The sequence below is a fragment of the Streptomyces sp. NPDC048349 genome (assembly GCF_040651925.1).
In the GTDB taxonomy this organism is placed as follows: Bacteria; Actinomycetota; Actinomycetes; order Streptomycetales; family Streptomycetaceae; genus Streptomyces.
Genome location: NZ_JBEZLA010000036.1, coordinates 50,771 through 69,533 on the forward strand (window position 1 = coordinate 50,771; position 18,763 = coordinate 69,533).

Consider the following 18,763-nt stretch of genomic DNA (forward strand, 5'->3'; position numbering starts at 1 on the left):
TCGATGGTAGGCCGCACGGTGGCTACAGGGTCAGACCCCGAACCACGAGATCGAGCAAGGCACACACGAACAGGGCAATCCCGATGAACCCGTTGACCGTGAAGAAGGCGCGGTTCAGCCGGGAGAGGTCGTGCGGCTTCACGATGCTGTGCTCGTAGAAGAAGGCGCAGACGACGATCAGCAGGCCGGCCCAGAAGAACGTCCCCGCGTCCGTGGCGAGGGCGAACCAGACCAGCAGGGCGGTGGTCACGGCGTGCGCGCCGCGGGCCCCCCACAGGGCGGCCGGGACGCCGAAGCGGGCCGGGACGGACTTGACGCCCTCCGCGCGGTCCGCGGCGACGTCCTGGCTGCCGAAGATCAGGTCGAAGCCGCCGATCCACACGCCCACCGCGAGGCCGAGGATGACCGCGTCCCAGGACCACTCGCCGGTGACGGCCAGCCAGGCTCCGATGGGCCCTATGGCCTGGGCCAGGCCCAGGATGGCGTGCGGGAAGTTCGTGAACCGCTTGCCGTACGGGTACACCACCATCGGTATCACCGCGACGGGGGCCAGCGCGAAGCAGAGCGGGTTCAGCAGCGCCGCCGAGCCGAGGAAGACGACGAGCGCGATCCCCGCACCGGTCCACGCCGACCGCACCGAGACCGCTCCGGTGACCAGCTCGCGGCCCGCCGTACGGGGGTTGCGGGCGTCGATCTCGCGGTCGATGATCCGGTTGGCGGCCATGGCGAAGGTCCGCAGGCCCACCATGCAGACGGTGACCAGCAGCAGCGTGCCCCAGTGCACGCTGCGGTCGAGCCGGAACATGGCGGTGAGCGCGGCGATGTAGGCGAAGGGCAGCGCGAAGACCGAGTGCTCGATCATCACCAGCCGCAGGAACGCCCTGATCTTGTTGGTGGCCTCGGGTGCGGGCCCGGGCCCGACCACTCCGTCGGCGGTGGTCATCATGCGAGGCTCCTGCGGAACGTTTCGAGGTCGGCCAGCAGCTCCGGCGCCGGGAGCGCGCCGAGCTCCAGGGTCTGCGCCGCGGCGGCGTCTTCCGGCGGGGCGACGTGGGCGGTGACCACCCAGGCCCCGCCGGAGGGGCGGCCGTCGAGGCGCAGGAAGTTCCCGGCCTCGACGGTGAACGGCTCACCGGCCGCCAGGGCGCGCTGGAGCTGTTCCGCGAAGGCGTCCGCCTCGACGTCCCGCGCGCCGGGCAGTTCGAAGCCGCCGCCCTCGTCGTCCGCGTCGTCGAACATCACGGCCCAGGTGTCGCCGGGTCCCGCGAACTCCTCGGGGCTCACGCCCGCCTCCTCGGCGGCGATGAGCACCCCGGGCTGGGTCGGGTCGATCTCCGGACGCGCCAGGGCCACGTACGCCGACCCGGTGCCGAGGTAGAGCTCCGGGCCCTCCACTGCGATCGGGCTCACAGTCCGTACTCCTTCCAGCGCCGGTCCACGAGTGCGGCCGTCGCCGGGTCGGACTCGACCATGTCGGGCCAGCCGCCGTCGCGGGTGTAGCCCTCCTCGGGGAGCTTCTTGGTGGCGTCGATGCCCGCCTTGCCGCCCCAGAACTGCTGGTACGAGGCGTGGTCCAGGTGGTCCACCGGCCCCTCGACCACGGTCAGGTCGCGGGAGTAGTCCGTGTTGCCGAGGGCCCGCCAGGACACCTCGTGCAGGTCGTGGACGTCGCAGTCGGCGTCCACCACGATGATCAGCTTGGTCAGCGACATCATGTGCGCGCCCCAGATGGCGTGCATGACCTTCTGCGCGTGCTTGGGGTACTTCTTGTCGATCGAGACGATCGCGCAGTTGTGGAAGCCGCCCGACTCGGGCAGGTGGTAGTCCACGATGTCCGGCACGATGATCTTGAGGAGCGGCAGGAAGAAGCGTTCCGTCGCGCGGCCCAGCGGGCCGTCCTCGGTCGGCGGGCGGCCCACCACGATCGACTGCAGCAGGGGGCGCTTGCGCATGGTCACGCAGTCGATCTTCAGCGCGGGGAACGGCTCCTGCGGGGTGTAGAAGCCGGTGTGGTCGCCGAAGGGGCCCTCCGGGAGCATCTCGCCGGGCTCCAGCCAGCCCTCGATGACGACCTCGGCGTTCGCCGGGACCTGGAGCGGCACGGTCTTGCAGTCGACCATCTCGATCCGCTTGCCGGCGACGAACCCGGCGAAGAGGTACTCGTCGATGTCGCCGGGCAGCGGCGCGGTCGACGCGTACGTCACCGCGGGCGGGCAGCCGAAGGCGATCGCGACCGGCAGCCGCTCGCCGCGCTTGGCGGCGACCGCGTAGTGGTTGCGGCTGTCCTTGTGGATCTGCCAGTGCATGCCGATGGTGCGCTTGTCGTGGCGCTGGAGGCGGTAGAGCCCGAGGTTGCGCACGCCCGTCTCGGGGTGCTTGGTGTGGGTGAGGCCCAGGTTGAAGAAGGAGCCGCCGTCCTTGGGCCAGGTGAAGAGGGCCGGGAGCCGGTCGAGGTCCACGTCGTCGCCGGTGAGGACGACCTCCTGGACGGGCGCGGCGTCGCCCTTCACCTTCTTCGGCGGCACGTGCACCATCGAGCCGAGCTTGCCGAAGGCCTCGCGGACGCCGACGAAGCCCTGCGGGAGCTCCGGCTTGAGCAGGCCGCCGATCTTCTCGCTGATCTCGCCGTACGACTTCAGGCCGAGCGCCTTCAGCAGGCGGCGGTCGGTGCCGAAGACGTTCATGGCCAGCGGCATCGCCGAGCCCTTGACGTTCTCGAAGAGCAGGGCCGGGCCCCCGGCCTTGTTCACTCTGTCGACGATCTCCCCCACCTCGAGATGGGGGTCCACTTCGGCCTTGATGCGCTTGAGGTCGCCCTCCCGCTCCAGAGCCCGGAGCAGCGAGCGGAGATCGTCGTAAGCCATAGGGGCAAGTATCCGTCACCAACTACCCTTGAAGGGTCACCGGGGCCCCGTGCGGGCCCGCCGTCACTGCCCGGGAGTCGGTCCCACACCGTGCTGCGCTATCTGCCCTTCCTGCTGATCATCGCGCTGACCATCTACGCCTTCATCGACTGCCTGAACACGCCGGAGGAAGAGGTCAAGCACCTCCCCAAGGTGGTCTGGGTGATCATCATCCTGCTCTTCTCGATCGTCGGGCCGGTGGTGTGGCTGTTCGCGGGCAAGAAGCGGGCGGCGATCGGGGGCGGCCGGGCGCCGCGCCGGGCCCAGTGGGTCGCACCCGACGACAACCCGGAGTTCCTCAAGTACCTGCGCGAGGAGCAGGAGAGGGGCCGGGACAAGGACAAGGGCTCGGACTGAGCCGCGCCGCGGCCGGCTGTGGAACACGTTCAGCCGGAGAGGGACGCGTAGTCCTCGCGCAGCGCGACCCAGTGGGTGTCGGTCCAGGCGGCCCAGTTCGCGGGCCGTCCCTCGAGCGCGGACTCCAGCAGCTCGAAGTGCTCGTGCCAGCCGGCCAGGCAGTCCAGCCGCTCGCCGTCGGGTCCGCCCCGCTCGTTCACGAAGCGGATGACCGTCGAGTCGGTCCCGACCGGTTCCAGGTGGAAGCGGATCCGCTCGTGCACGGTCAGCGTGTACTCCACGACCCGTTCGACGTCCCAGGCCGTGACCCGGCCGGTGGCCACCGTGCCGGTGTTCGGCCAGCGCAGCGTGACCGCCCCGCCGAGCCGGCGCTCCAGGACCTGCGCCTCGGCCAGCCAGCCGCGCAACCCCTCCGGCGTGGTCAGGGCCGGCCACAGCGCTTCGTAGGCGTACGGCAGGTGGAGTTCGAACCGGATCCGCCAGCGGTCCTCGCCGCGGCTCTCGCTGGTGCCATGACTCACAGCAGGCATGACACCAGCGTCCCACTCCTGCCGGTCAGACGCCCGCGTACGAGTGCTTGCCGCTGAGCAGGATGTTCACGCCGTAGTAGTTCCAGATCCAGCAGGCGAAGGCGAAGAGCGCCAGGTAGGCGGCCTTGCGGCCCTTCCAGCCCGCGGTGGCCCGCGCGTGCAGGTAGCAGGCGTACGCCACCCAGGTCACGAAGGACCAGACCTCCTTGGGGTCCCAGCCCCAGTAGCGGCCCCAGGCGTCGCCCGCCCAGATCGCGCCCGCGATGATCGTGAAGGTCCACAGCGGGAAGACGGCCGCGTTGATGCGGTACGAGAACTTGTCGAGCGAGGCCGCCGAGGGCAGCCGCTCCAGCACCGAGGAGGCGAACTTCCCCGGCTTGCCGCCGCCCGCGAGCTTGGCCTCGTAGGAGTCGCGGAAGAGGTAGAGGACCGCTCCGGCCGCGCCGATGTAGAACACGGCGCCGCAGAAGATCGCGGTGGAGACGTGGATCCACAGCCAGTACGAGTGCAGGGCCGGGACCAGCTGGTCGCTCTCGGTGTAGAGCCAGGTGACGGCGATGCCGAGGTCCAGCAGGACGGTGGTCACCAGGATCAGGCCGAGCCAGCGGACGTTCTTCTTCAGCGCGAGCAGCACCAGGTACGCGCCGACGGCCACCGTGGAGAAGGTGATCGAGAACTCGTACATGTTGCCCCAGGGGGCCCGCTGCACCGACATCGCGCGGGACACGACGCCCGCCGCCTCCAGGACGAAGGCGAGGGCGGTCAGCGAGACCGCGATCCGCCCGTACAGGTCGCCCTGCTCGGTGCCGCCCGCCGCGCCCGGGCCGTCGGGCACGTCACGGGTGCCCGCGGCGGAGCGGGTGACGATCTTCGGCTTGTCGAGGACGGCCGTACTGCCCCCCTTGCCCCGGACGTGCACGGCGGGGGCGGCGGCGCCCGCGGCAGGGGTCAGCGCGGCGGCCGTACGGGCCACCTTGCTGCGGCTGCCGAAGGTCCACTCGGCGATGTGCGCGAAGAAGGCGAGCATGTAGACCGCCATCGACGAATAGACCAGGTAATTGCTGATCTGAGCCAGGTTCTCGTTGGCTGCGGCAGCGAGCGGGGTCATCCGCGCTCTCCTTCGGGGGTTTCTTCGACAGGTTTCGAGGAATCGGCGGGGCCGGCGGGCGTCGCGGTCGGCGCCTGCTCGTGCAGCGTGGCGGCGAGCCCGGCCAGTTCCTCCGGGAGCCTGGCGGACTCGCTGCGGCCGAGGCCCGCCATCTCGACGACGGTGACACCGTCCGCGCCGCTCGCCGCGCGGACCCAGATCCGGCGGCGCTGGATGAACAGCGATCCGGCCAGGCCCGCGATCGCGGCGATCGCGCCCGCCAGGGCGAGGCCGCTGCCGGGCTGGTGGGTGACGGAGAAGGTGGCCCAGCGCTCGATGCTCTCGAACTTCACGCTGCCCGCCCCGTCCGGCAGCTCCATCGACTCGCCGGGCAGCAGCATCTTGGCGAGCGGGTCGCCGTTCTCCTTGGTGAACTGCTGCATCTTGGTCGTGTTCAGCTGGTACACGTTCTGCGGCAGGCCCGAGTCCACGCCGAGGCTGCCGTGGTAGGCGTTCAGGGCGATGACGGGGAAGTTGGCGGCCGGGAACTGGGAGAGCATCGTGCCCTTGCCCTTGCCCGCGAACGTCGGCACGAACTGGGCGGAGAAGCCGAGCTGCTCCTTGTCGCCGTTCTTGTTCCGGTAGCCGTCGGTGACCTTGATGGCGCCGGCCGAGGTGAGGTTCGCGTCCTGCGGCAGCATCGGCACGGCGTCCTTGTAGATCACCTTGCCGGTGGGGTCGGTCACCGAGATGACCGGCGCGTACCCGTGGCCGAGCAGGTAGACCTTGGAGCCGTCGATCTCGAGGGGCTTGTTGACCTCGATCTCGGCCTTCTTGGGTGCGCCGTGGGCGCCCTCGCTGTAGGTGACGTACGCCTTGAAGTCGCGCGGGGTGCCCTTCTGCGGGCCGCTCTCCTCGAAGGTGGCGTCGAACTTGTCCAGGGTGAAGCTGAAGGGCGGCAGGTCGTCGGGGTCGAACATGCTGCCCGACTTGAAGTCGTCGTACTGGGTGAGCGTGTTGGAGAAGCCGCCGCCGCGCAGGACGAGCTTGCCGCCCTCGGACATGAAGAGCTTGCCCCAGGCGAAGGCCACGAGCATCACGATGAGCGCGACGTGGAAGACCAGGTTCCCGGCCTCGCGCAGGTAGCCCTTCTCCGCGGCGACGTGGCCCGGGCCGGTCTCGGTGCGGAAGCGGCGCGCGCCGAGCAGGGCCTTCGCGTGGGCGAGGACCTCCTCGGGGGACTTCTCGGTGCGCCAGGTGGTGTGGGCGGGGAGCCGGTCGAGCCGGCGGGGGGCGGCCGGGGGGCGGCCCCGGAGCTGGCCGACGAACTGCCAGGAGCGGGGCAGGATGCAGCCGATGAGCGAGACGAACAGCAGGATGTAGATCGCGGAGAACCAGAACGACGTGTAGACGTCGAAGAGCTGGAGCTTCTCGGCGACGGTCACCCAGGAGGCGTGGGTGTCCTTCCACTGCTCGACCTTCATCAGGTCGACGGAGTTCTGCGGGATGAGCGAGCCGGGGATCGCGCCGAGGGAGAGCAGGAAGAGCAGGATCAGCGCCACCCGCATGGAGGTGAGCTGGCGCCAGGTCCAGCGAGCCCAGCCGATCACGCCGATGCCGACGGGACCGCCGTCCTCGAGCGGGGCGGTGGAGAGCTGGGAGCCGGCCGCGGCCTCGGCGGGGTCCGCCGCGGCGGGCTCGGCCGGCTCGTGCGGCGCCTCGGTGGACGCGTTGTCTGTCGTACTCATGTCCGTGTAGTCCTCAGATCCCCACCGTGAAGCCTTGGGTCCAGCTCTGCATGTCGCTGACGATGCTGTCCCACATTCCTGTGACGAGCAGCAGGCCGGTGAGGATCAGCATGCCGCCGCCGATGCGCATCACCCACGCATAGTGCTTCTTCACCCAGCCGAATGCGCCGAGCGCCTTGCGGAAGGCGATCGCGGCGAGGATGAACGGCAGGCCGAGGCCGAGGCAGTAGGCGACGGTCAGCAGGGCCCCGCGGCCCGCGCTCGCCTGGTCGATGGACAGGGTGTTGACGGCGGCGAGGGTCGGGCCCATGCAGGGGGTCCAGCCGACGCCGAAGAGCACGCCCAGCAGGGGCGCTCCGACGAGGCCGGCCGTCGGCTTCTTGTGGAAGCGGAACTCCCGCATCGTCAGACCCGGGATCGCCCCCATGAAGAAGAGCCCCATGACGATCACCAGGCCGCCCAGGACCCGGGAGATGATCTCCTTGTTCTCCTGGAGGCTCTCGCCGAAGTAGCCGAAGAGGGCTCCGGTGGAGACGAAGACGGCGGTGAACCCCGCGATGAACAGGCTCGCGCCCGCCAGCATCCGGCCGCGCCGGGCCTCGGCGAGGTCGGCGCCGCTGACGCCGGTCACGTAGGAGAGGTAGCCGGGGACGAGCGGGAGGACGCAGGGCGAGAAGAAGGAGACCAGGCCGGCGAGGACCGAGATGGGCAGGGCGAGCAGCAGGGCGCCGTTGAGGACCGTCGTGTTCACGCCGGACCGCTCACTTCTCCGCGAGGATCGGGTCGATCATCGAGCGCAGGGTCTCGTCGTCGATCGCGACCAGGGCGCGGGCGGCGATCCTGCCCTGCTTGTCGAGGACGATCGTCGAGGGGATGGCCTGCGGGTTGAGCGTGCCCTTGGGGAAGCGCAGCATCAGCTTCCCGTCGGGGTCGTAGAAGCTCGGGTAGGTGATCCCGTAGTCCGCCTCGAAGGACGCCGCGTTCTGCTTGCTGTTGTCGCGGGTGTTGATGCCGACGAAGGCCACGTCCTGGCCGGCGTCGGCGAGCTCCTTGGAGACCTTCGCGAAGTAGGGGGCCTCCTGGCGGCACGGCGGGCACCAGGAGCCCCACACGTTGAGGACGACGACCTTGCCCTTGAGGGCGGTGGTGTCGAGGGCCTTGCCGTCGACGCTCGCGCCGTCGAGCCTGGGGGCCTCGGTGCGCTCCCCCTGGTCGACGCGGGAGATGCCGTTGGTGCCCGTGACGTAGTTGCCGCCGGAGCTGCCGGTGGGCTTGCCGCCGCCGTCCGAACCGGTGCACGCCGTCAGGGTGAGGGCGCCCGCGACGGTCACCGCGGTCAGCAGGAGGGCGCGGCCGCCGGTCGAGCGGCGTCGGGGGGCGCGGCTAAGGCTCATGTGAAAAGTTTCGCATGGGCGATATGCGGATCTACCGCACCCCCCGAGGGGCCGTGAAGGTGCTGGTCAGCCCGGTCAGGCGGCGGCGAGGTACGAGGCCCAGCCGACGGCGGGCGACTGGCCGGGGCCGAGCGCGCGCAGCTTGGCGAGCACGCCGGGGTCCTGGACGTCCAGCCAGTCGGTGAACTGCCGGAAGGATACGAGCCGTACATCCCTTTTGTCCGCCATGCCCTTGAGGGCTTCCTCGACGGCGTCCATGTAGATGCCGCCGTTCCACTCCTCGAAGTGGTTGCCGATGAACAGCGGCGCGCGGTTGGTCTCGTAGGCCCGCCGGAATCCGCCGAGGTAGGTGGCGGTGGCCTGGGCGCGCCAGCCCGGGTAGTGGGCGGGGACGCCCCTGGTGGTGTTCTTCGACTGGTTGGCGAGGATGTTGTAGTCCATCGACAGCACCTCGAAGGAGTGCCCCGGGAAGGGCAGGGACTGCAGCGGCAGGTCCCACACGCCCGCCTTCTTCACCGGCCAGACCTGCAGCCCGCCGGGCGAGCTGGAGTCGTAGCGCCAGCCGAGCTCCCGGGCGGTGGGCAGCAGGTTGTCCTGGCCGAGCAGACACGGGGTGCGGGCGCCGGCCAGTTCCTTGCGGTAGTCGAACGGCAGGGGTTCGACGTCGGTGAAGCCGGTGTTCGTGCGCCAGTTGGTGACGAAGGACACGGCCTGGTCGATCTCGCTGCGCCAGTCGTCCGGGGTCCACCTGCCGACCGAGCCGGAGCCGCCGCAGAAGTGGCCGTTGAAGTGGGTGCCTATCTCGTGTCCGTCGAGCCAGGCCTGGCGGACGCAGGCGAGGGTGGCGCGGACGTTCTCGTCCCTGAGGTAGCCGATGTCCGAGGCCCCGGCGGGGTTGTTCGGCGGCCGGTAGAGGCTCTTCTTGGACTCGGGCAGGAGGTAGATGCCGGAGAGGAAGAAGGTCATGGCCGCGCCGTGGTCCTTGGCGAGCTTGAGGAAGCGCGGGAAGAGGCCGTTGCCGATCTCTCCGGCGCCGTCCCAGCTGAACACGACGAACTGCGGCGGGGTCTCGCCCGGCTGGAGGGGCACGGGCTTGTCGGGCTGGTGCGGCTGCGGGCCGGTGTCGGCGGTGGACCCGTCACCGATCGGCTTGGCCGGCCCCGAACCGGAGGGCGCGGTGGCCAGCGGGCCGGGTTTGCCCGGACCGGATCCTCCGACGCCGCAGCCCGCGATGCCCGCGGCCGCGGCGCCCAGTCCCAGCCCGAGCACTCCCCTTCGACTGAAGTCGCGCATGTCACCGTCCCGTCGTCAGACGCCAAGGCTTACGTTCCGTCATATAAACGGACAATTAGCCTGAGCTTGTGCGCTGACACGGTGATTCCCGCGCTTCTTGTATTTATTTAGGCAAAGCTGTAACGGATCGTCACAGAATGTGGATCACCAGACCCGCGCCGGCCGTGGAGGACCGCGCCACGCGTCCACAGGCTGTGGATCAGGCGCCGAAGGCCTTCGACTTCCCCTTCACCGGCTTGGCCCCGGCCAGCAGGTGCGCCGGCACGAGGTCCCGGGCCGGCTCGCTGTAGCCCACCGACACCAGCTGGTCGCCCTGGTAGGTGAAGGACGTCATCGAGGCGAGCGTGCACTGGCGGCGGCGCGGGTCGTGCCACAGCCGGCGCTTCTCCGCGAAGCTGCGCACGATCCAGATCGGCAGCTGGTGGCTGACCGCCACCGCCTCGTGGCCGCGGGCCGCGTCCCGCGCGGCCTCCAGCGCGCTCGTCATCCGGACCACCTGCTCGACGTACGGCTCGCCCCAGGAGGGCTTGAACGGGTTCGTCAGGTGCTTCCAGTTGCCGGGCTTGCGCAGCGCGCCGTCGCCGACGCCGAAGGTCTTGCCCTCGAAGACGTTCTCCGCCTCCAGCAGTCGCCGGTCGGTGGCCAGCTCCAGCCCGTGGCTCTTGGCGATCGGCGCCGCCGTCTCCTGCGCCCGCTCCAGCGGGGAGGACACCACGTAGGCGATGTCCCGGCCCTCCAGGTGCTCGGCGACCCGGTCGGCCATCTTCCGGCCCAGCTCCGACAGGTGGTAGCCCTCGCGGCGCCCGTAGAGGACCCCGTCCGGGTTGTGCACCTCGCCGTGCCGTACCAGGTGGACGACCGTGATCTCGCTGCTGCTCATGCGGTGGCCTCCGCGGCGGCACGGGCGGCGGCCGGCAGGGCGGCCGCGATCCGCTCGACCGCCCGCTCGTCGTGGGCGGTGGACACGAACCAGGACTCGAAGGCGGACGGGGGCAGGTAGACGCCCTGCGCCAGCATCGAGTGGAAGAACCCGTTGAAGCGGAAGCTTTCCTGCTTCTTCGCGTCGTCGTAGTTCCTGACCTCGTCCTCGGTGAAGAAGACGGAGAACATGTTGGACGCGGTCTGCAGCCGGTGCGCCACGCCCTCCTTGCTCAGCGCCGCGCCGACCAGGCCCTGGATCTCCTGCGAGACCGCGTCGACCTTGGCGTACGCGGCCGCGTCCAGCAGGCGCAGCTGCGCGAGGCCGGCGGCGGTGGCGATCGGGTTCCCGGACAGGGTGCCGGCCTGGTAGACGGGTCCGGCAGGGGCGAGGTGGCCCATCACGTCCGCCCGGCCGCCGAAGGCCGCGGCCGGGAAGCCGCCGCCCATGACCTTGCCGAAGGTCATCAGGTCCGGCTTGACCCCGTCGACCCCGTACCAGCCGGCGCGGGAGGTACGGAAACCGGTCATGACCTCGTCGGAGATGTACAGGGCGCCGTTCTCCCTGCAGAGGTCGGCGAGCCCCTGGTTGAAGCCCTCGGCCGGGGTCACCACGCCCATGTTGCCGGGCGCGGCCTCGGTGATCACGCAGGCGATCTCGCCGGGGTGCGCGGCGAACGCCGCCCGGACCGCCTCGAGGTCGTTGTAGGGCAGCACGATCGTGTCGCCCGCCTGCGCGCCCGTCACACCGGGGGTGTCCGGCAGCGCGAAGGTCGCGAGCCCGGAACCGGCGGCGGCCAGCAGCGCGTCCACGTGACCGTGGTAGCAGCCGGCGAACTTCACGACCTTGGCCCGACCGGTGAAACCGCGCGCGAGGCGGATCGCCGACATGGTCGCCTCGGTCCCCGACGACACCAGCCGCACCTGCTCGACGGGGTCGATCCGGGCGACGATCTCCTCGGCGAGCGCCACCTCGCCCTCGCCGGGCGTGCCGAAGGAGGTGCCGCGGGCGACGGCCGCCTGGACGGCCTCGATCACCTCGGGGTGGGAGTGGCCGAGGATCATCGGTCCCCACGAGCACACGAGGTCGACGTACTCGCGACCGTCGGCATCGGTGAGGTACGGACCGGTGCCGGACACCATGAACCGGGGCGTACCGCCCACGGCTCGGAAGGCGCGCACCGGAGAGTTCACGCCGCCGGGGGTCACGAGGGAGGCGCGCTCGAAGAGCGTCTGCGAAACTGGGGCTTCATACGGGTACGGGTAGCTCACACCAGCCATGGTCTCAGAGGCCGCGACAGACTTGCGGACGGGCGTTTCACCGCGCCGCCGCGGGGGAGGTCACTGCCATGATGATCAGGCTGCGTGGCGGGGGCCACGGGGCCGGGGCAAGCAATACCAGTCGGGTGGAGATATGCAACGCGGTGGTGGACCGGGCGAGGGTACGGACGGCCTGGACCCCCAGCGCGCCCGCGAGGCCCGCGAAGCCCGCCGCCGGGGCAAGCACCGCCGCCGCTCCACCGAGGCCGCCGACGCGGTCCCGGGTCCCCTGCAGGAGCCGGACGAGCTGCCCAGGGGTCGCGGCATGGGCGTGACGTACAAGTACTTCGGCGCCCCCGACGGCGCCACGGCCGCCCGCGTCCCGGTCACGATGCGCCCCGAGGAGCTCGGCGGCGACGAACTCGGCATGGGCGGCCTGTTCACCAAGATCAAGCCGGAGACGGTGGCCGCGATGGTCCTGACCGGCATCGAGGGCATACCCCTGCACCAGGTGCCGCCGCTGGAGCTGGTCGTCCTCCACCCCGACTACGCGGTGGTCAAGCTCCCCATGACCGTCGTCGACCCGCTCCGCGGCATCGGCGAGGAGTCGGTCGGCGCGGCCGCGTTCATCTGGTCCACGGTCCCGGACCGCGGCGGCCCGCGCGACGCGTTCAACGTCTACCAGCTGCTCCACGAATGGCAGGACTTCTCCCACCGCCTCCACGAGGCGGGCCACCAGCCGTACTGCCTGGTCTGGCCCTGAGCGTCTGGTCCGGCCCTGACCGCACGGGTCAGCCCGCGGCGGCGGGGCGGTAGAACTCCAGGGCGATGTCGTCCGGGTCCCTGAAGTTGAGGTGGAGCCCGCCCGGGTCCTCCACGATGCCCGAGTGCGCGATGCCCTGCTCGTCCAGCCTGGCCTCCCAGGCCTCCAGAGCGGCGCGGTCCGCGACGTGGAACGCGCAGTGGTCGAGTCCGACCCGGGCCGGGTCGAAGACGTCCGCGCGGCTGGTCGTCCGGTGCGTGCGGAAGCCGAGCACGAAGGCGGGGGAGGCGACGGCCATGAACGGGCCGACTTCGTCCTCCACGTCGACGACCGTCTGCGTGTCCAGCAGCTGGTTGTAGAACTCGGCGCTGCGTTTCACATCGCTCACCGACAGCATCAGGTGCCCGATTCCCAGGGTCTCCGGCATGGACGCCACCTCCTCGGGGTGGGTCGGTCGCCTCCCTTCCGATGCTACGCCGCACGTCCTGCCCGGACAGTCGGCGTCGGGCACCCTTGGACCCATGGAATCCGTGGTGCTGAACCCCTGGAGTGCCGGAGACTTCTGGCTGTTGGAGCGCAAGAACGAACCCGCCATGACCCGGTACCTGGGCGGGCCGGAGCCCGCGCGGAAACTGGCCGACCGGCAGCGGCGGTACGAGGCGCTCAGCGCCCGGGAGCCCGCGGCCGGGCGGATGTTCCGGGTGGCCCTGGCGGCCTCCGGGGAGAGCGTCGGCAGCGTCGGCTTCTGGGAGCGGGAGTGGCAGGGCGAGCAGGTCTACGAGACCGGCTGGGGCGTCCTGCCCGAGTTCCAGGGGCGCGGGCTGGCGGTGGCCGCGGTGAGGGAGCTCCTGGCCTACGCCCGGGCCCACGGCTCCCGCGACACCGTCCACGCCTTCCCCGGCACCGATCACGCGGCCTCCAACGCGGTCTGCCGCCGGGCGGGCTTCGCCTGCCTGGGCGAGGTCGCCTTCGAGTACCCGCCCGGCGTCCCCCACCCCAGCTTCGACTGGTGCTACCGGATCGGGGGCCTGGGCCTCACGGGGTCAGGATGATCCGGCCGCGCGTGCCCGGCGTCGCAAGGAGGGCATGGGCCTTCGCGGCGTCCGCCAGCGGGAAGACGTCCGCGACCCGCAGGCTCAGGGCGCCGTCGTCGACCAGGGCGACCAGGCGGGCCAGGTGCTCCCCGTCCGCGGCGACCTCCTGCTCCTCGACCCGGATCCCGCGCTCCGCCGCCGGGGCGGCGCCGGGTATCACCCCGACGTAGACCCCGCCGTCGCGGACGAAGCCGAGCGCGGCCTCCCCCAGCACCGCCATGTCGAGGACCCCGTCCACCGGCCCGGCCGGAGCCGCGCCGCGCGGAACGAAGGCCGCCGCGCCCAGCGACCGTACGAGCGCCTCGTCCTGCGCACCCGCCAGCGCCGTCACCACGAGGCCCGCCCGCGCCGCGAGCTGGACCGCGAGGCCGCCGACGACGCCCGCCGCGCCGGTGACGAGCACCGTGGACCCGGGGGCGAGGCCCAGCAGGTCCACCGCCCGGGCGGCGGTCAGCCCGCTCAGCGGCAGCGCCGCCGCGGCCACGTCGTCCACGGTGGCCGGCGCGGCTGCCACCGCCGAGGCGTCGAGCACCGCGTACTGCGCGTGCGTGCCGAGCGGCTTCACCGGCCCGTAGTGCAGCCCCACGACCCGGTCGCCGACGCTCCAGCCCGTCACGCCCCCGCCGGCCCCGGCTATCTCCCCGGCCACGTCCCAGCCGAGACCGAGCCGCTGTCCGGTCCCGCCGAAGACGCCGGCCCGCACCCCTGCGTCGACCGGGTTCAGCCCGGCGGCCCGCACCCGGACCAGCACCTGCCCCGCCGCCGGGCTCGGCACCGGCACCTCGGCCAGCTCGACCCGCTCCGGGCCGCCGAACCCGTCCACCACTGCCGCCCGCATCGTCTGCTCGTCGCTCATGTCGTCCACTCCCGTCGGTCCGTTCCGTGTGAGCACTAACCTAGGGAGAGGTACTCTCTTTTCGTAAGTACGCACTCCGGAGTGCGTACCCGACCCGGAAGTGGGCAACCCATGGCCACCCGCACCGCCGCAGCCCTCCGCGAAGAGGCCCGTTCCGCCTACGACGCCTTCCTCAAGGAGTGCCCCACCAGCCAGCTCCTCGCGCGCATCAGCGACAAGTGGGTCGGACTCATCGTCAGCGCCCTCGGCCAGGCCGAAGACCGCTCCATGCGCTACAGCGACCTCGGCCGCAAGATCCCCGGCGTCAGCCAGAAGATGCTCACCCAGACCCTCCGCTCCCTCGAACGCGACGGACTGGTCACCCGCACCGTCACCCCCACCGTCCCCGTCCGCGTCGACTACCGCCTGACCGACCTCGGCAGCAGCCTCGGCTGCCTCCTCTCCTCCGTGAAGATCTGGGCCGAAAACCACTTCGACGAGGTCAACGCCCACCGCGAGCGCTACGACCAGGCCGCCGCGACCTCGTAATTCCGGCGCGTCCCCCGCCCCGGCAGTGGCATGCTGACAGGGTGAACGGACCCGGCATTCAGCTCACCCTCGCCCCCGAACTGCGCCTGTTCGCCGCGCCCAGCCGGCGCGCCGAACGGGTACCGACCGCGACCGACGGCGCCTCCAGCCTCGGCCACGTCGTCGAATCGGCCGGCGTCCCGCTCACCGAAGTCGGCCGCCTCCTCGTCGACGGCCGCGAGGTACCCGTCTCCTACGTGCCGCAAGACGGCCAGTGCGTCGAGGTGTTCGGAGTCGAACGCCCCCAGCAGGTCCCGGGCGCGCCGCTGCGCTTCCTCCTCGACGTCCACCTCGGCACCCTCGCCCGCCGCCTGCGCCTGCTCGGCGTCGACGCCGCCTACGAGAACGAGGACATCGGCGACCCGGCCCTCGCCACCCGCTCCGCCGCCGAACAGCGCGTACTGCTCTCGCGCGACCGCGGACTGCTGCGCCGCCGCGAGATCTTCGCCGGCGCCTACGTCTACAGCGACAACCCCGACGACCAACTCCGCGACGTCCTCGGCCGGTTCGCCCCCGTACTCGCACCCTGGACCCGCTGCACCGCCTGCAACGGCCCGCTCCGCGAAGCCGACAAGGACAGCGTGGGCGACCGCCTGGAGCGCGGCACGCACCGCTCCTACGACGTCTTCGCCCAGTGCACCGACTGCGAGCGCGTCTACTGGCGCGGCGCCCACCACGCCCGCCTGGAGCGGATCGTCGACGAGGCGCTCCTCGAATTCGGCACGGCCGACTCCGGCACCGTCTGACCCCGGCACCGTCTGCCCCCGGCCCGCCTGACGTCGGCACGCCCGACCCCCGTACAGCCTGACCCCCGCACAGCCTGACCCGCACCGCCTGACCCTGGCACCGTCTGACGCCGAGTCGCCCGACTCCCCACGGCCCGAGTCCGACCGGTTCGAGTCCGACCGGCCCGAGTCCGACCCGTTCGCATCCGAGCGGCCCCGACTCCACGCCCCGGGGGCCCGCGGCTGGCAGACTGCCGAGGCATGACCGCCGCACTGGACGCAGAGGGCGCGGACCACACCGAGGGCACCATCGACGTCGTCGTGGTCGGCGCCGGGCCCACCGGACTGCTCCTCGCCGGTGACCTCGCCGCCGCCGGGCTTTCCGTCACCCTCGTCGAACGCCGCCCCCGCACCGCCGCCAACCTCACCCGCGCCTTCGCCGTGCACGCCCGCACGCTCGAACTGCTCGACGCGCGCGGCCTCGCCGACGCACTCGTCTGCACCGGCCGGCCCATCGACCGCCTGCGCCCCTTCGGAGGCATGGCCCTCTCCCTTCAACGGCTGAGCACCCGCTACCCGTTCGTGCTCATCACCCCTCAATATGAGACAGAGAAACTGCTGGAGCGCCGCGCGCTGTCCACAGGCACAGACATCCGATATGACTGTGAGCTCATCGGACTGACCCAGGACCGGGACGCCGTCACCCTCGACCTCCGGCGCACCACGGACGGCACCCGCACCACCCTCCACGCCCGCCACGCCGTCGGCGCCGACGGCGTCCGCTCCACCGTCCGCACCGCCCTCGGCCTGCCCTTCCCCGGCCAGGCCGTCGTCCGCTCCATGGTCCTCGCCGACGTCCGCCTGACCGAGCCCCCCGAGGAACTCCTCGCCTTCAACGGCACCGCCGGCGCCTTCGGCTTCCTCCTCCCCTTCGGCGACGGCTGGTACCGCGCCATCGGCTGGCGCAGCGACGGCCGCGCCCGCGACACCGACCCCGTCACCCTCGACGAGCTGAGCAGCATCCTGCGCACCGCCCTCGGCAGCGACCACGGCATGCACGACCCCCGCTGGATCTCCCGCTTCCACAGCGACGAACGCCAGGTCCCCCACTACCGGTCCGGCCGCGTCTTCCTCGCCGGCGACGCCGCGCACGTCCACTCCCCCGCCGGCGGCCTCGGCATGAACACCGGCCTCCAGGACGCCGCCAACCTCTCCTGGAAACTCGCCGCCGTCCTCCACGGCCGCACGCCCGACCCGGAGGCCCTCCTCGACAGCTACCACCGCGAACGCCACCCCGTCGGCCGCCTCGTCCTGCGCGTCAGCGGCGCCCTGGTCCGCGCCGTCATGGCCACCGGCCCCCTGCGCCGCACCGCCCGCAGCCTCGCCGCGGCCGCCCTCCCCCGCATCGGCCCCGCCCAGGACCGCGCCCTCGGCCTGGTCTCCGGCATCGGCATCTCCTACCCGCCGCCGCCCGGCAGCCGCCGCCCCGCCGGCCGGCGCGCCCCCGACCTCGCCCTCGCGCCCGGCCCGCACGGGCAGCGGCTCTACGAGGCCCTGCGCTGCGGCGGCTTCGTCCTCGTCACCCCGCCCGGCCGGCCCACCCCGCCCGGAGCCCCGCTCGCCCACGTCCACTGGCGCACGGGCCGACGTACGGCGGGCGCGCCGCCCGCCACCCGTACCGCCTGCGTCCTCGTACGCCCCGACGGATACGTCGCCTGGAGCGCGCCCCGGGCCACCGACGCCGAACTGGCGGCGGCCGTGGCGGCCTGGGTCCTGCCCGCTCCCGCCACCGGCACCACCGCCGACCTCACCGGCACCACCGGCACCACCGGCACCACTCAGAAGGCGTAGGCGTCTCCGGTGTCCAGCGCCAGCACCACGTGCTCGTCGTTGGCGTGGTTGCGGTCCGTCGCCCCGCCGTCCCACCACGTGTCGACCCGCACCACCACCTCCGGCGTCCGCTCCCCCAGCTCCAGCACCAGCCCGATGTGCCGCCCGCGCCCGTGCAACGGCAGCGGTCCGGTCTCGCACACCACCTCGCGCTGCCCGACCCGCGCACAGCCCTCCGACAGCTGCTGCCGGTCCGCGAGACCGGCCGACAGACGTACCCGCAGCGTCGCGTTGGGCACCGCCGAGGGCCCCTCGTTCTCCGGAACCAGCCAGATCCGCAACTGGCCGTGGCCCAGGGCCACCCGCCCGTGGTACGCCACGTCCGCCTCCGGCCCGGCCTCCCCGGGGGCCGCGCCCGCGGGCACCACCCCGCCGAAGGCCATCAGCCCCGCCAGCACCACACTCCGCACGGCAACACGGCGCATCGCCACCACCTCCACGCGCGGACGCTAGCCACCACCCACCCCAGCCGGTCGGACCATCACACGAATGAGGGCGGGCCGAACCGCCATTCGCCCGCGCCCCGACACCACCCGGGCGCGTTCCGCGCGGCCCCTGACCCCGACCTATGCTGGCGGGTAATCGCCCGTACGAACGAACGAGGAGCCCCGCACATGAGCACGGCCACCAAAACCGCCGTCGTCACCGGAGCGAGCAGCGGCATCGGCGCCGCCACCGCCCGGCAGCTCGCCGCGGCCGGCTACCACGTCGTCCTCACCGCCCGCCGCAAGGACCGCATCGAGGCGCTCGCCGCCGAACTCACCGCCGCCGGGCACGAGGCCACCGCCCACGCCCTCGACGTCACCGACCGCCCCGCCGTCGACGCCTTCGCCGCCTCCCTCGAACGCTGCGACGTACTCGTCAACAACGCGGGCGGCGCCATCGGCGCCGAGCCCGTCGCCACCGGCGACCCCGCCGACTGGCGCACGATGTACGAGGTCAACGTCATCGGCACGCTCCACGTCACCCAGGCCCTGCTCCCGGCGCTCACCGGCTCCGGCGACGGCACCGTCGTCGTCCTGTCCTCCACCGCCGGCCACTCCACGTACGAGGGCGGCGCCGGCTACGTCGCCGCCAAGAACGGCGCCCGCGTCCTCGCCGAGACCCTCCGCCTGGAGATCGTCGGCCAGCCCGTGCGCGTCATCGAGATCGCCCCCGGCATGGTCAAGACCGAGGAGTTCGCGACCACCCGCTTCCGCGGCGACACGGAGAAGGCCGCCAAGGTGTACGCGGGCGTCGCGGAGCCCCTGTCCGCCGACGACGTGGCCGACACCATCACCTGGGCGGTGACCCGCCCCAGCCACGTCAACATCGACCTCCTGGTGGTCCGCCCCCGCGCCCAGGCCTCGAACACGAAGGTCCACCGCGAGCTCTAGGC

The 18,763-nt window shown here is 71.9% G+C and carries 21 protein-coding genes; 7 read left to right on the top strand and 14 right to left on the bottom strand.

The window, feature by feature from the left end; genetic code table 11:
* Nucleotides 1-22: 22 nt before the first annotated feature.
* The 3 genes from mqnP to AB0D44_RS20540 are packed head-to-tail and all read right to left on the bottom strand — an operon-like array spanning nucleotide 23 to nucleotide 2,864.
* Complete coding sequence (mqnP, locus tag AB0D44_RS20530; RefSeq protein WP_362592784.1) at nucleotides 23-946, bottom strand: menaquinone biosynthesis prenyltransferase MqnP; 924 nt, start codon at nucleotides 944-946, stop codon at nucleotides 23-25.
* Complete coding sequence (locus AB0D44_RS20535; protein ID WP_362592786.1) at nucleotides 943-1,410, bottom strand: hypothetical protein; 468 nt, start codon at nucleotides 1,408-1,410, stop codon at nucleotides 943-945. The genes mqnP and AB0D44_RS20535 overlap by 4 nt, the downstream gene beginning before the upstream one ends.
* Nucleotides 1,407-2,864: a menaquinone biosynthesis decarboxylase gene (locus AB0D44_RS20540; protein WP_362592788.1), complete on the bottom strand. Its 1,458-nt coding sequence runs from the start codon at nucleotides 2,862-2,864 to the stop codon at nucleotides 1,407-1,409. The genes AB0D44_RS20535 and AB0D44_RS20540 overlap by 4 nt, the downstream gene beginning before the upstream one ends.
* A gap of 90 nt (nucleotides 2,865-2,954) precedes the next feature.
* Here AB0D44_RS20540 and AB0D44_RS20545 point away from each other — a divergent pair, with 90 nt between their 5' ends.
* Entirely contained in the window at nucleotides 2,955-3,260 is a 306-nt protein-coding gene (locus AB0D44_RS20545) for a PLD nuclease N-terminal domain-containing protein (RefSeq protein ID WP_362592790.1), read from the top strand.
* A gap of 29 nt (nucleotides 3,261-3,289) precedes the next feature.
* Here the strand turns inward: AB0D44_RS20545 and AB0D44_RS20550 are convergent, their stop codons facing one another.
* The 8 genes from AB0D44_RS20550 to hemL all read right to left on the bottom strand — a co-directional run bounded on the left by AB0D44_RS20550 (nucleotide 3,290) and on the right by hemL (nucleotide 11,511).
* A complete protein-coding gene (locus tag AB0D44_RS20550; RefSeq protein ID WP_362592793.1) occupies nucleotides 3,290-3,790 on the bottom strand; it encodes an SRPBCC domain-containing protein in 501 nt (166 codons plus the stop codon).
* A 25-nt stretch (nucleotides 3,791-3,815) separates the two neighbouring features.
* Entirely contained in the window at nucleotides 3,816-4,898 is a 1,083-nt protein-coding gene (gene ccsB / locus AB0D44_RS20555; protein ID WP_362592796.1) for a c-type cytochrome biogenesis protein CcsB, read from the bottom strand.
* Complete coding sequence (locus AB0D44_RS20560) at nucleotides 4,895-6,625, bottom strand: cytochrome c biogenesis protein ResB (RefSeq protein ID WP_362592799.1); 1,731 nt, start codon at nucleotides 6,623-6,625, stop codon at nucleotides 4,895-4,897. Before AB0D44_RS20560 ends, ccsB begins: the two co-directional genes overlap by 4 nt.
* Before the next feature lie 13 nt (nucleotides 6,626-6,638).
* Nucleotides 6,639-7,376 (bottom strand): cytochrome c biogenesis protein CcdA, encoded by a 738-nt coding sequence (locus AB0D44_RS20565; RefSeq protein ID WP_362592802.1) that lies wholly within the window; start codon nucleotides 7,374-7,376, stop codon nucleotides 6,639-6,641.
* A gap of 10 nt (nucleotides 7,377-7,386) precedes the next feature.
* Nucleotides 7,387-8,019, bottom strand: a complete 633-nt coding sequence (locus AB0D44_RS20570) for a TlpA disulfide reductase family protein (RefSeq protein ID WP_362592804.1) — start codon at nucleotides 8,017-8,019, stop codon at nucleotides 7,387-7,389.
* A gap of 75 nt (nucleotides 8,020-8,094) precedes the next feature.
* Nucleotides 8,095-9,312 carry a hypothetical protein gene (locus AB0D44_RS20575; RefSeq protein WP_362592806.1) on the bottom strand — a complete coding sequence of 406 codons (1,218 nt, stop codon included), beginning with the start codon at nucleotides 9,310-9,312 and terminating at the stop codon, nucleotides 8,095-8,097.
* 199 nt (nucleotides 9,313-9,511) lie between these two features.
* Nucleotides 9,512-10,192, bottom strand: a complete 681-nt coding sequence (locus tag AB0D44_RS20580; RefSeq protein ID WP_362592808.1) for a histidine phosphatase family protein — start codon at nucleotides 10,190-10,192, stop codon at nucleotides 9,512-9,514.
* Complete coding sequence (hemL, locus tag AB0D44_RS20585; protein WP_362592810.1) at nucleotides 10,189-11,511, bottom strand: glutamate-1-semialdehyde 2,1-aminomutase; 1,323 nt, start codon at nucleotides 11,509-11,511, stop codon at nucleotides 10,189-10,191. Before hemL ends, AB0D44_RS20580 begins: the two co-directional genes overlap by 4 nt.
* 133 nt (nucleotides 11,512-11,644) lie before the next feature.
* Between hemL and AB0D44_RS20590 the strand changes: the two genes are divergently transcribed.
* The gene (locus AB0D44_RS20590) at nucleotides 11,645-12,253 is read left to right on the top strand and encodes a hypothetical protein (protein ID WP_362592813.1); all 609 of its coding nucleotides are present in this window, start codon (nucleotides 11,645-11,647) and stop codon (nucleotides 12,251-12,253) included.
* A gap of 28 nt (nucleotides 12,254-12,281) precedes the next feature.
* On the opposite strand, the gene AB0D44_RS20595 is transcribed toward AB0D44_RS20590, so the two are convergent.
* Nucleotides 12,282-12,680 carry a VOC family protein gene (locus AB0D44_RS20595; protein ID WP_362592815.1) on the bottom strand — a complete coding sequence of 133 codons (399 nt, stop codon included), beginning with the start codon at nucleotides 12,678-12,680 and terminating at the stop codon, nucleotides 12,282-12,284.
* A gap of 94 nt (nucleotides 12,681-12,774) precedes the next feature.
* Between AB0D44_RS20595 and AB0D44_RS20600 the strand changes: the two genes are divergently transcribed.
* Nucleotides 12,775-13,305 carry a GNAT family N-acetyltransferase gene (locus AB0D44_RS20600; RefSeq protein WP_362592818.1) on the top strand — a complete coding sequence of 177 codons (531 nt, stop codon included), beginning with the start codon at nucleotides 12,775-12,777 and terminating at the stop codon, nucleotides 13,303-13,305.
* Here AB0D44_RS20600 and AB0D44_RS20605 read toward each other — a convergent pair.
* Complete coding sequence (locus tag AB0D44_RS20605) at nucleotides 13,289-14,185, bottom strand: NADP-dependent oxidoreductase (RefSeq protein WP_362592855.1); 897 nt, start codon at nucleotides 14,183-14,185, stop codon at nucleotides 13,289-13,291. The two genes, AB0D44_RS20600 and AB0D44_RS20605, sit on opposite strands and share 17 nt — an antisense overlap.
* 129 nt (nucleotides 14,186-14,314) lie before the next feature.
* Between AB0D44_RS20605 and AB0D44_RS20610 the strand changes: the two genes are divergently transcribed.
* The 3 genes from AB0D44_RS20610 (at nucleotide 14,315) to AB0D44_RS20620 (ending at nucleotide 17,346) form a co-directional block, all read left to right on the top strand.
* Nucleotides 14,315-14,731, top strand: a complete 417-nt coding sequence (locus tag AB0D44_RS20610; protein WP_362592820.1) for a helix-turn-helix domain-containing protein — start codon at nucleotides 14,315-14,317, stop codon at nucleotides 14,729-14,731.
* Between the two features lie 41 nt (nucleotides 14,732-14,772).
* Entirely contained in the window at nucleotides 14,773-15,516 is a 744-nt protein-coding gene (locus tag AB0D44_RS20615) for a Mut7-C RNAse domain-containing protein (RefSeq protein ID WP_362592823.1), read from the top strand.
* A gap of 240 nt (nucleotides 15,517-15,756) precedes the next feature.
* Complete coding sequence (locus AB0D44_RS20620; protein WP_362592825.1) at nucleotides 15,757-17,346, top strand: FAD-dependent oxidoreductase; 1,590 nt, start codon at nucleotides 15,757-15,759, stop codon at nucleotides 17,344-17,346.
* Here AB0D44_RS20620 and AB0D44_RS20625 read toward each other — a convergent pair.
* Nucleotides 17,334-17,810 (bottom strand): hypothetical protein, encoded by a 477-nt coding sequence (locus tag AB0D44_RS20625; protein WP_362592827.1) that lies wholly within the window; start codon nucleotides 17,808-17,810, stop codon nucleotides 17,334-17,336. The genes AB0D44_RS20620 and AB0D44_RS20625 overlap by 13 nt on opposite strands.
* A gap of 189 nt (nucleotides 17,811-17,999) precedes the next feature.
* Between AB0D44_RS20625 and AB0D44_RS20630 the strand changes: the two genes are divergently transcribed.
* Nucleotides 18,000-18,761 carry an SDR family oxidoreductase gene (locus AB0D44_RS20630; RefSeq protein ID WP_362592830.1) on the top strand — a complete coding sequence of 254 codons (762 nt, stop codon included), beginning with the start codon at nucleotides 18,000-18,002 and terminating at the stop codon, nucleotides 18,759-18,761.
* Nucleotides 18,762-18,763 lie beyond the last annotated feature (2 nt).

Coding starts and splice junctions, on each gene's coding strand:
- mqnP (WP_362592784.1), bottom strand. CDS start 946: ATGATGACCACCGCCGACGGAGTGGTCGGGCCCGGGCCCGCACCCGAG.
- AB0D44_RS20540 (WP_362592788.1), bottom strand. CDS start 2,864: ATGGCTTACGACGATCTCCGCTCGCTGCTCCGGGCTCTGGAGCGGGAG.
- AB0D44_RS20550 (WP_362592793.1), bottom strand. CDS start 3,790: ATGCCTGCTGTGAGTCATGGCACCAGCGAGAGCCGCGGCGAGGACCGC.
- ccsB (WP_362592796.1), bottom strand. CDS start 4,898: ATGACCCCGCTCGCTGCCGCAGCCAACGAGAACCTGGCTCAGATCAGC.
- AB0D44_RS20560 (WP_362592799.1), bottom strand. CDS start 6,625: ATGAGTACGACAGACAACGCGTCCACCGAGGCGCCGCACGAGCCGGCC.
- AB0D44_RS20570 (WP_362592804.1), bottom strand. CDS start 8,019: ATGAGCCTTAGCCGCGCCCCCCGACGCCGCTCGACCGGCGGCCGCGCC.
- AB0D44_RS20575 (WP_362592806.1), bottom strand. CDS start 9,312: ATGCGCGACTTCAGTCGAAGGGGAGTGCTCGGGCTGGGACTGGGCGCC.
- AB0D44_RS20580 (WP_362592808.1), bottom strand. CDS start 10,192: ATGAGCAGCAGCGAGATCACGGTCGTCCACCTGGTACGGCACGGCGAG.
- hemL (WP_362592810.1), bottom strand. CDS start 11,511: ATGGCTGGTGTGAGCTACCCGTACCCGTATGAAGCCCCAGTTTCGCAG.
- AB0D44_RS20590 (WP_362592813.1), top strand. CDS start 11,645: ATGCAACGCGGTGGTGGACCGGGCGAGGGTACGGACGGCCTGGACCCC.
- AB0D44_RS20595 (WP_362592815.1), bottom strand. CDS start 12,680: ATGCCGGAGACCCTGGGAATCGGGCACCTGATGCTGTCGGTGAGCGAT.
- AB0D44_RS20600 (WP_362592818.1), top strand. CDS start 12,775: ATGGAATCCGTGGTGCTGAACCCCTGGAGTGCCGGAGACTTCTGGCTG.
- AB0D44_RS20605 (WP_362592855.1), bottom strand. CDS start 14,185: ATGCGGGCGGCAGTGGTGGACGGGTTCGGCGGCCCGGAGCGGGTCGAG.
- AB0D44_RS20610 (WP_362592820.1), top strand. CDS start 14,315: ATGGCCACCCGCACCGCCGCAGCCCTCCGCGAAGAGGCCCGTTCCGCC.
- AB0D44_RS20620 (WP_362592825.1), top strand. CDS start 15,757: ATGACCGCCGCACTGGACGCAGAGGGCGCGGACCACACCGAGGGCACC.
- AB0D44_RS20625 (WP_362592827.1), bottom strand. CDS start 17,810: ATGCGCCGTGTTGCCGTGCGGAGTGTGGTGCTGGCGGGGCTGATGGCC.
- AB0D44_RS20630 (WP_362592830.1), top strand. CDS start 18,000: ATGAGCACGGCCACCAAAACCGCCGTCGTCACCGGAGCGAGCAGCGGC.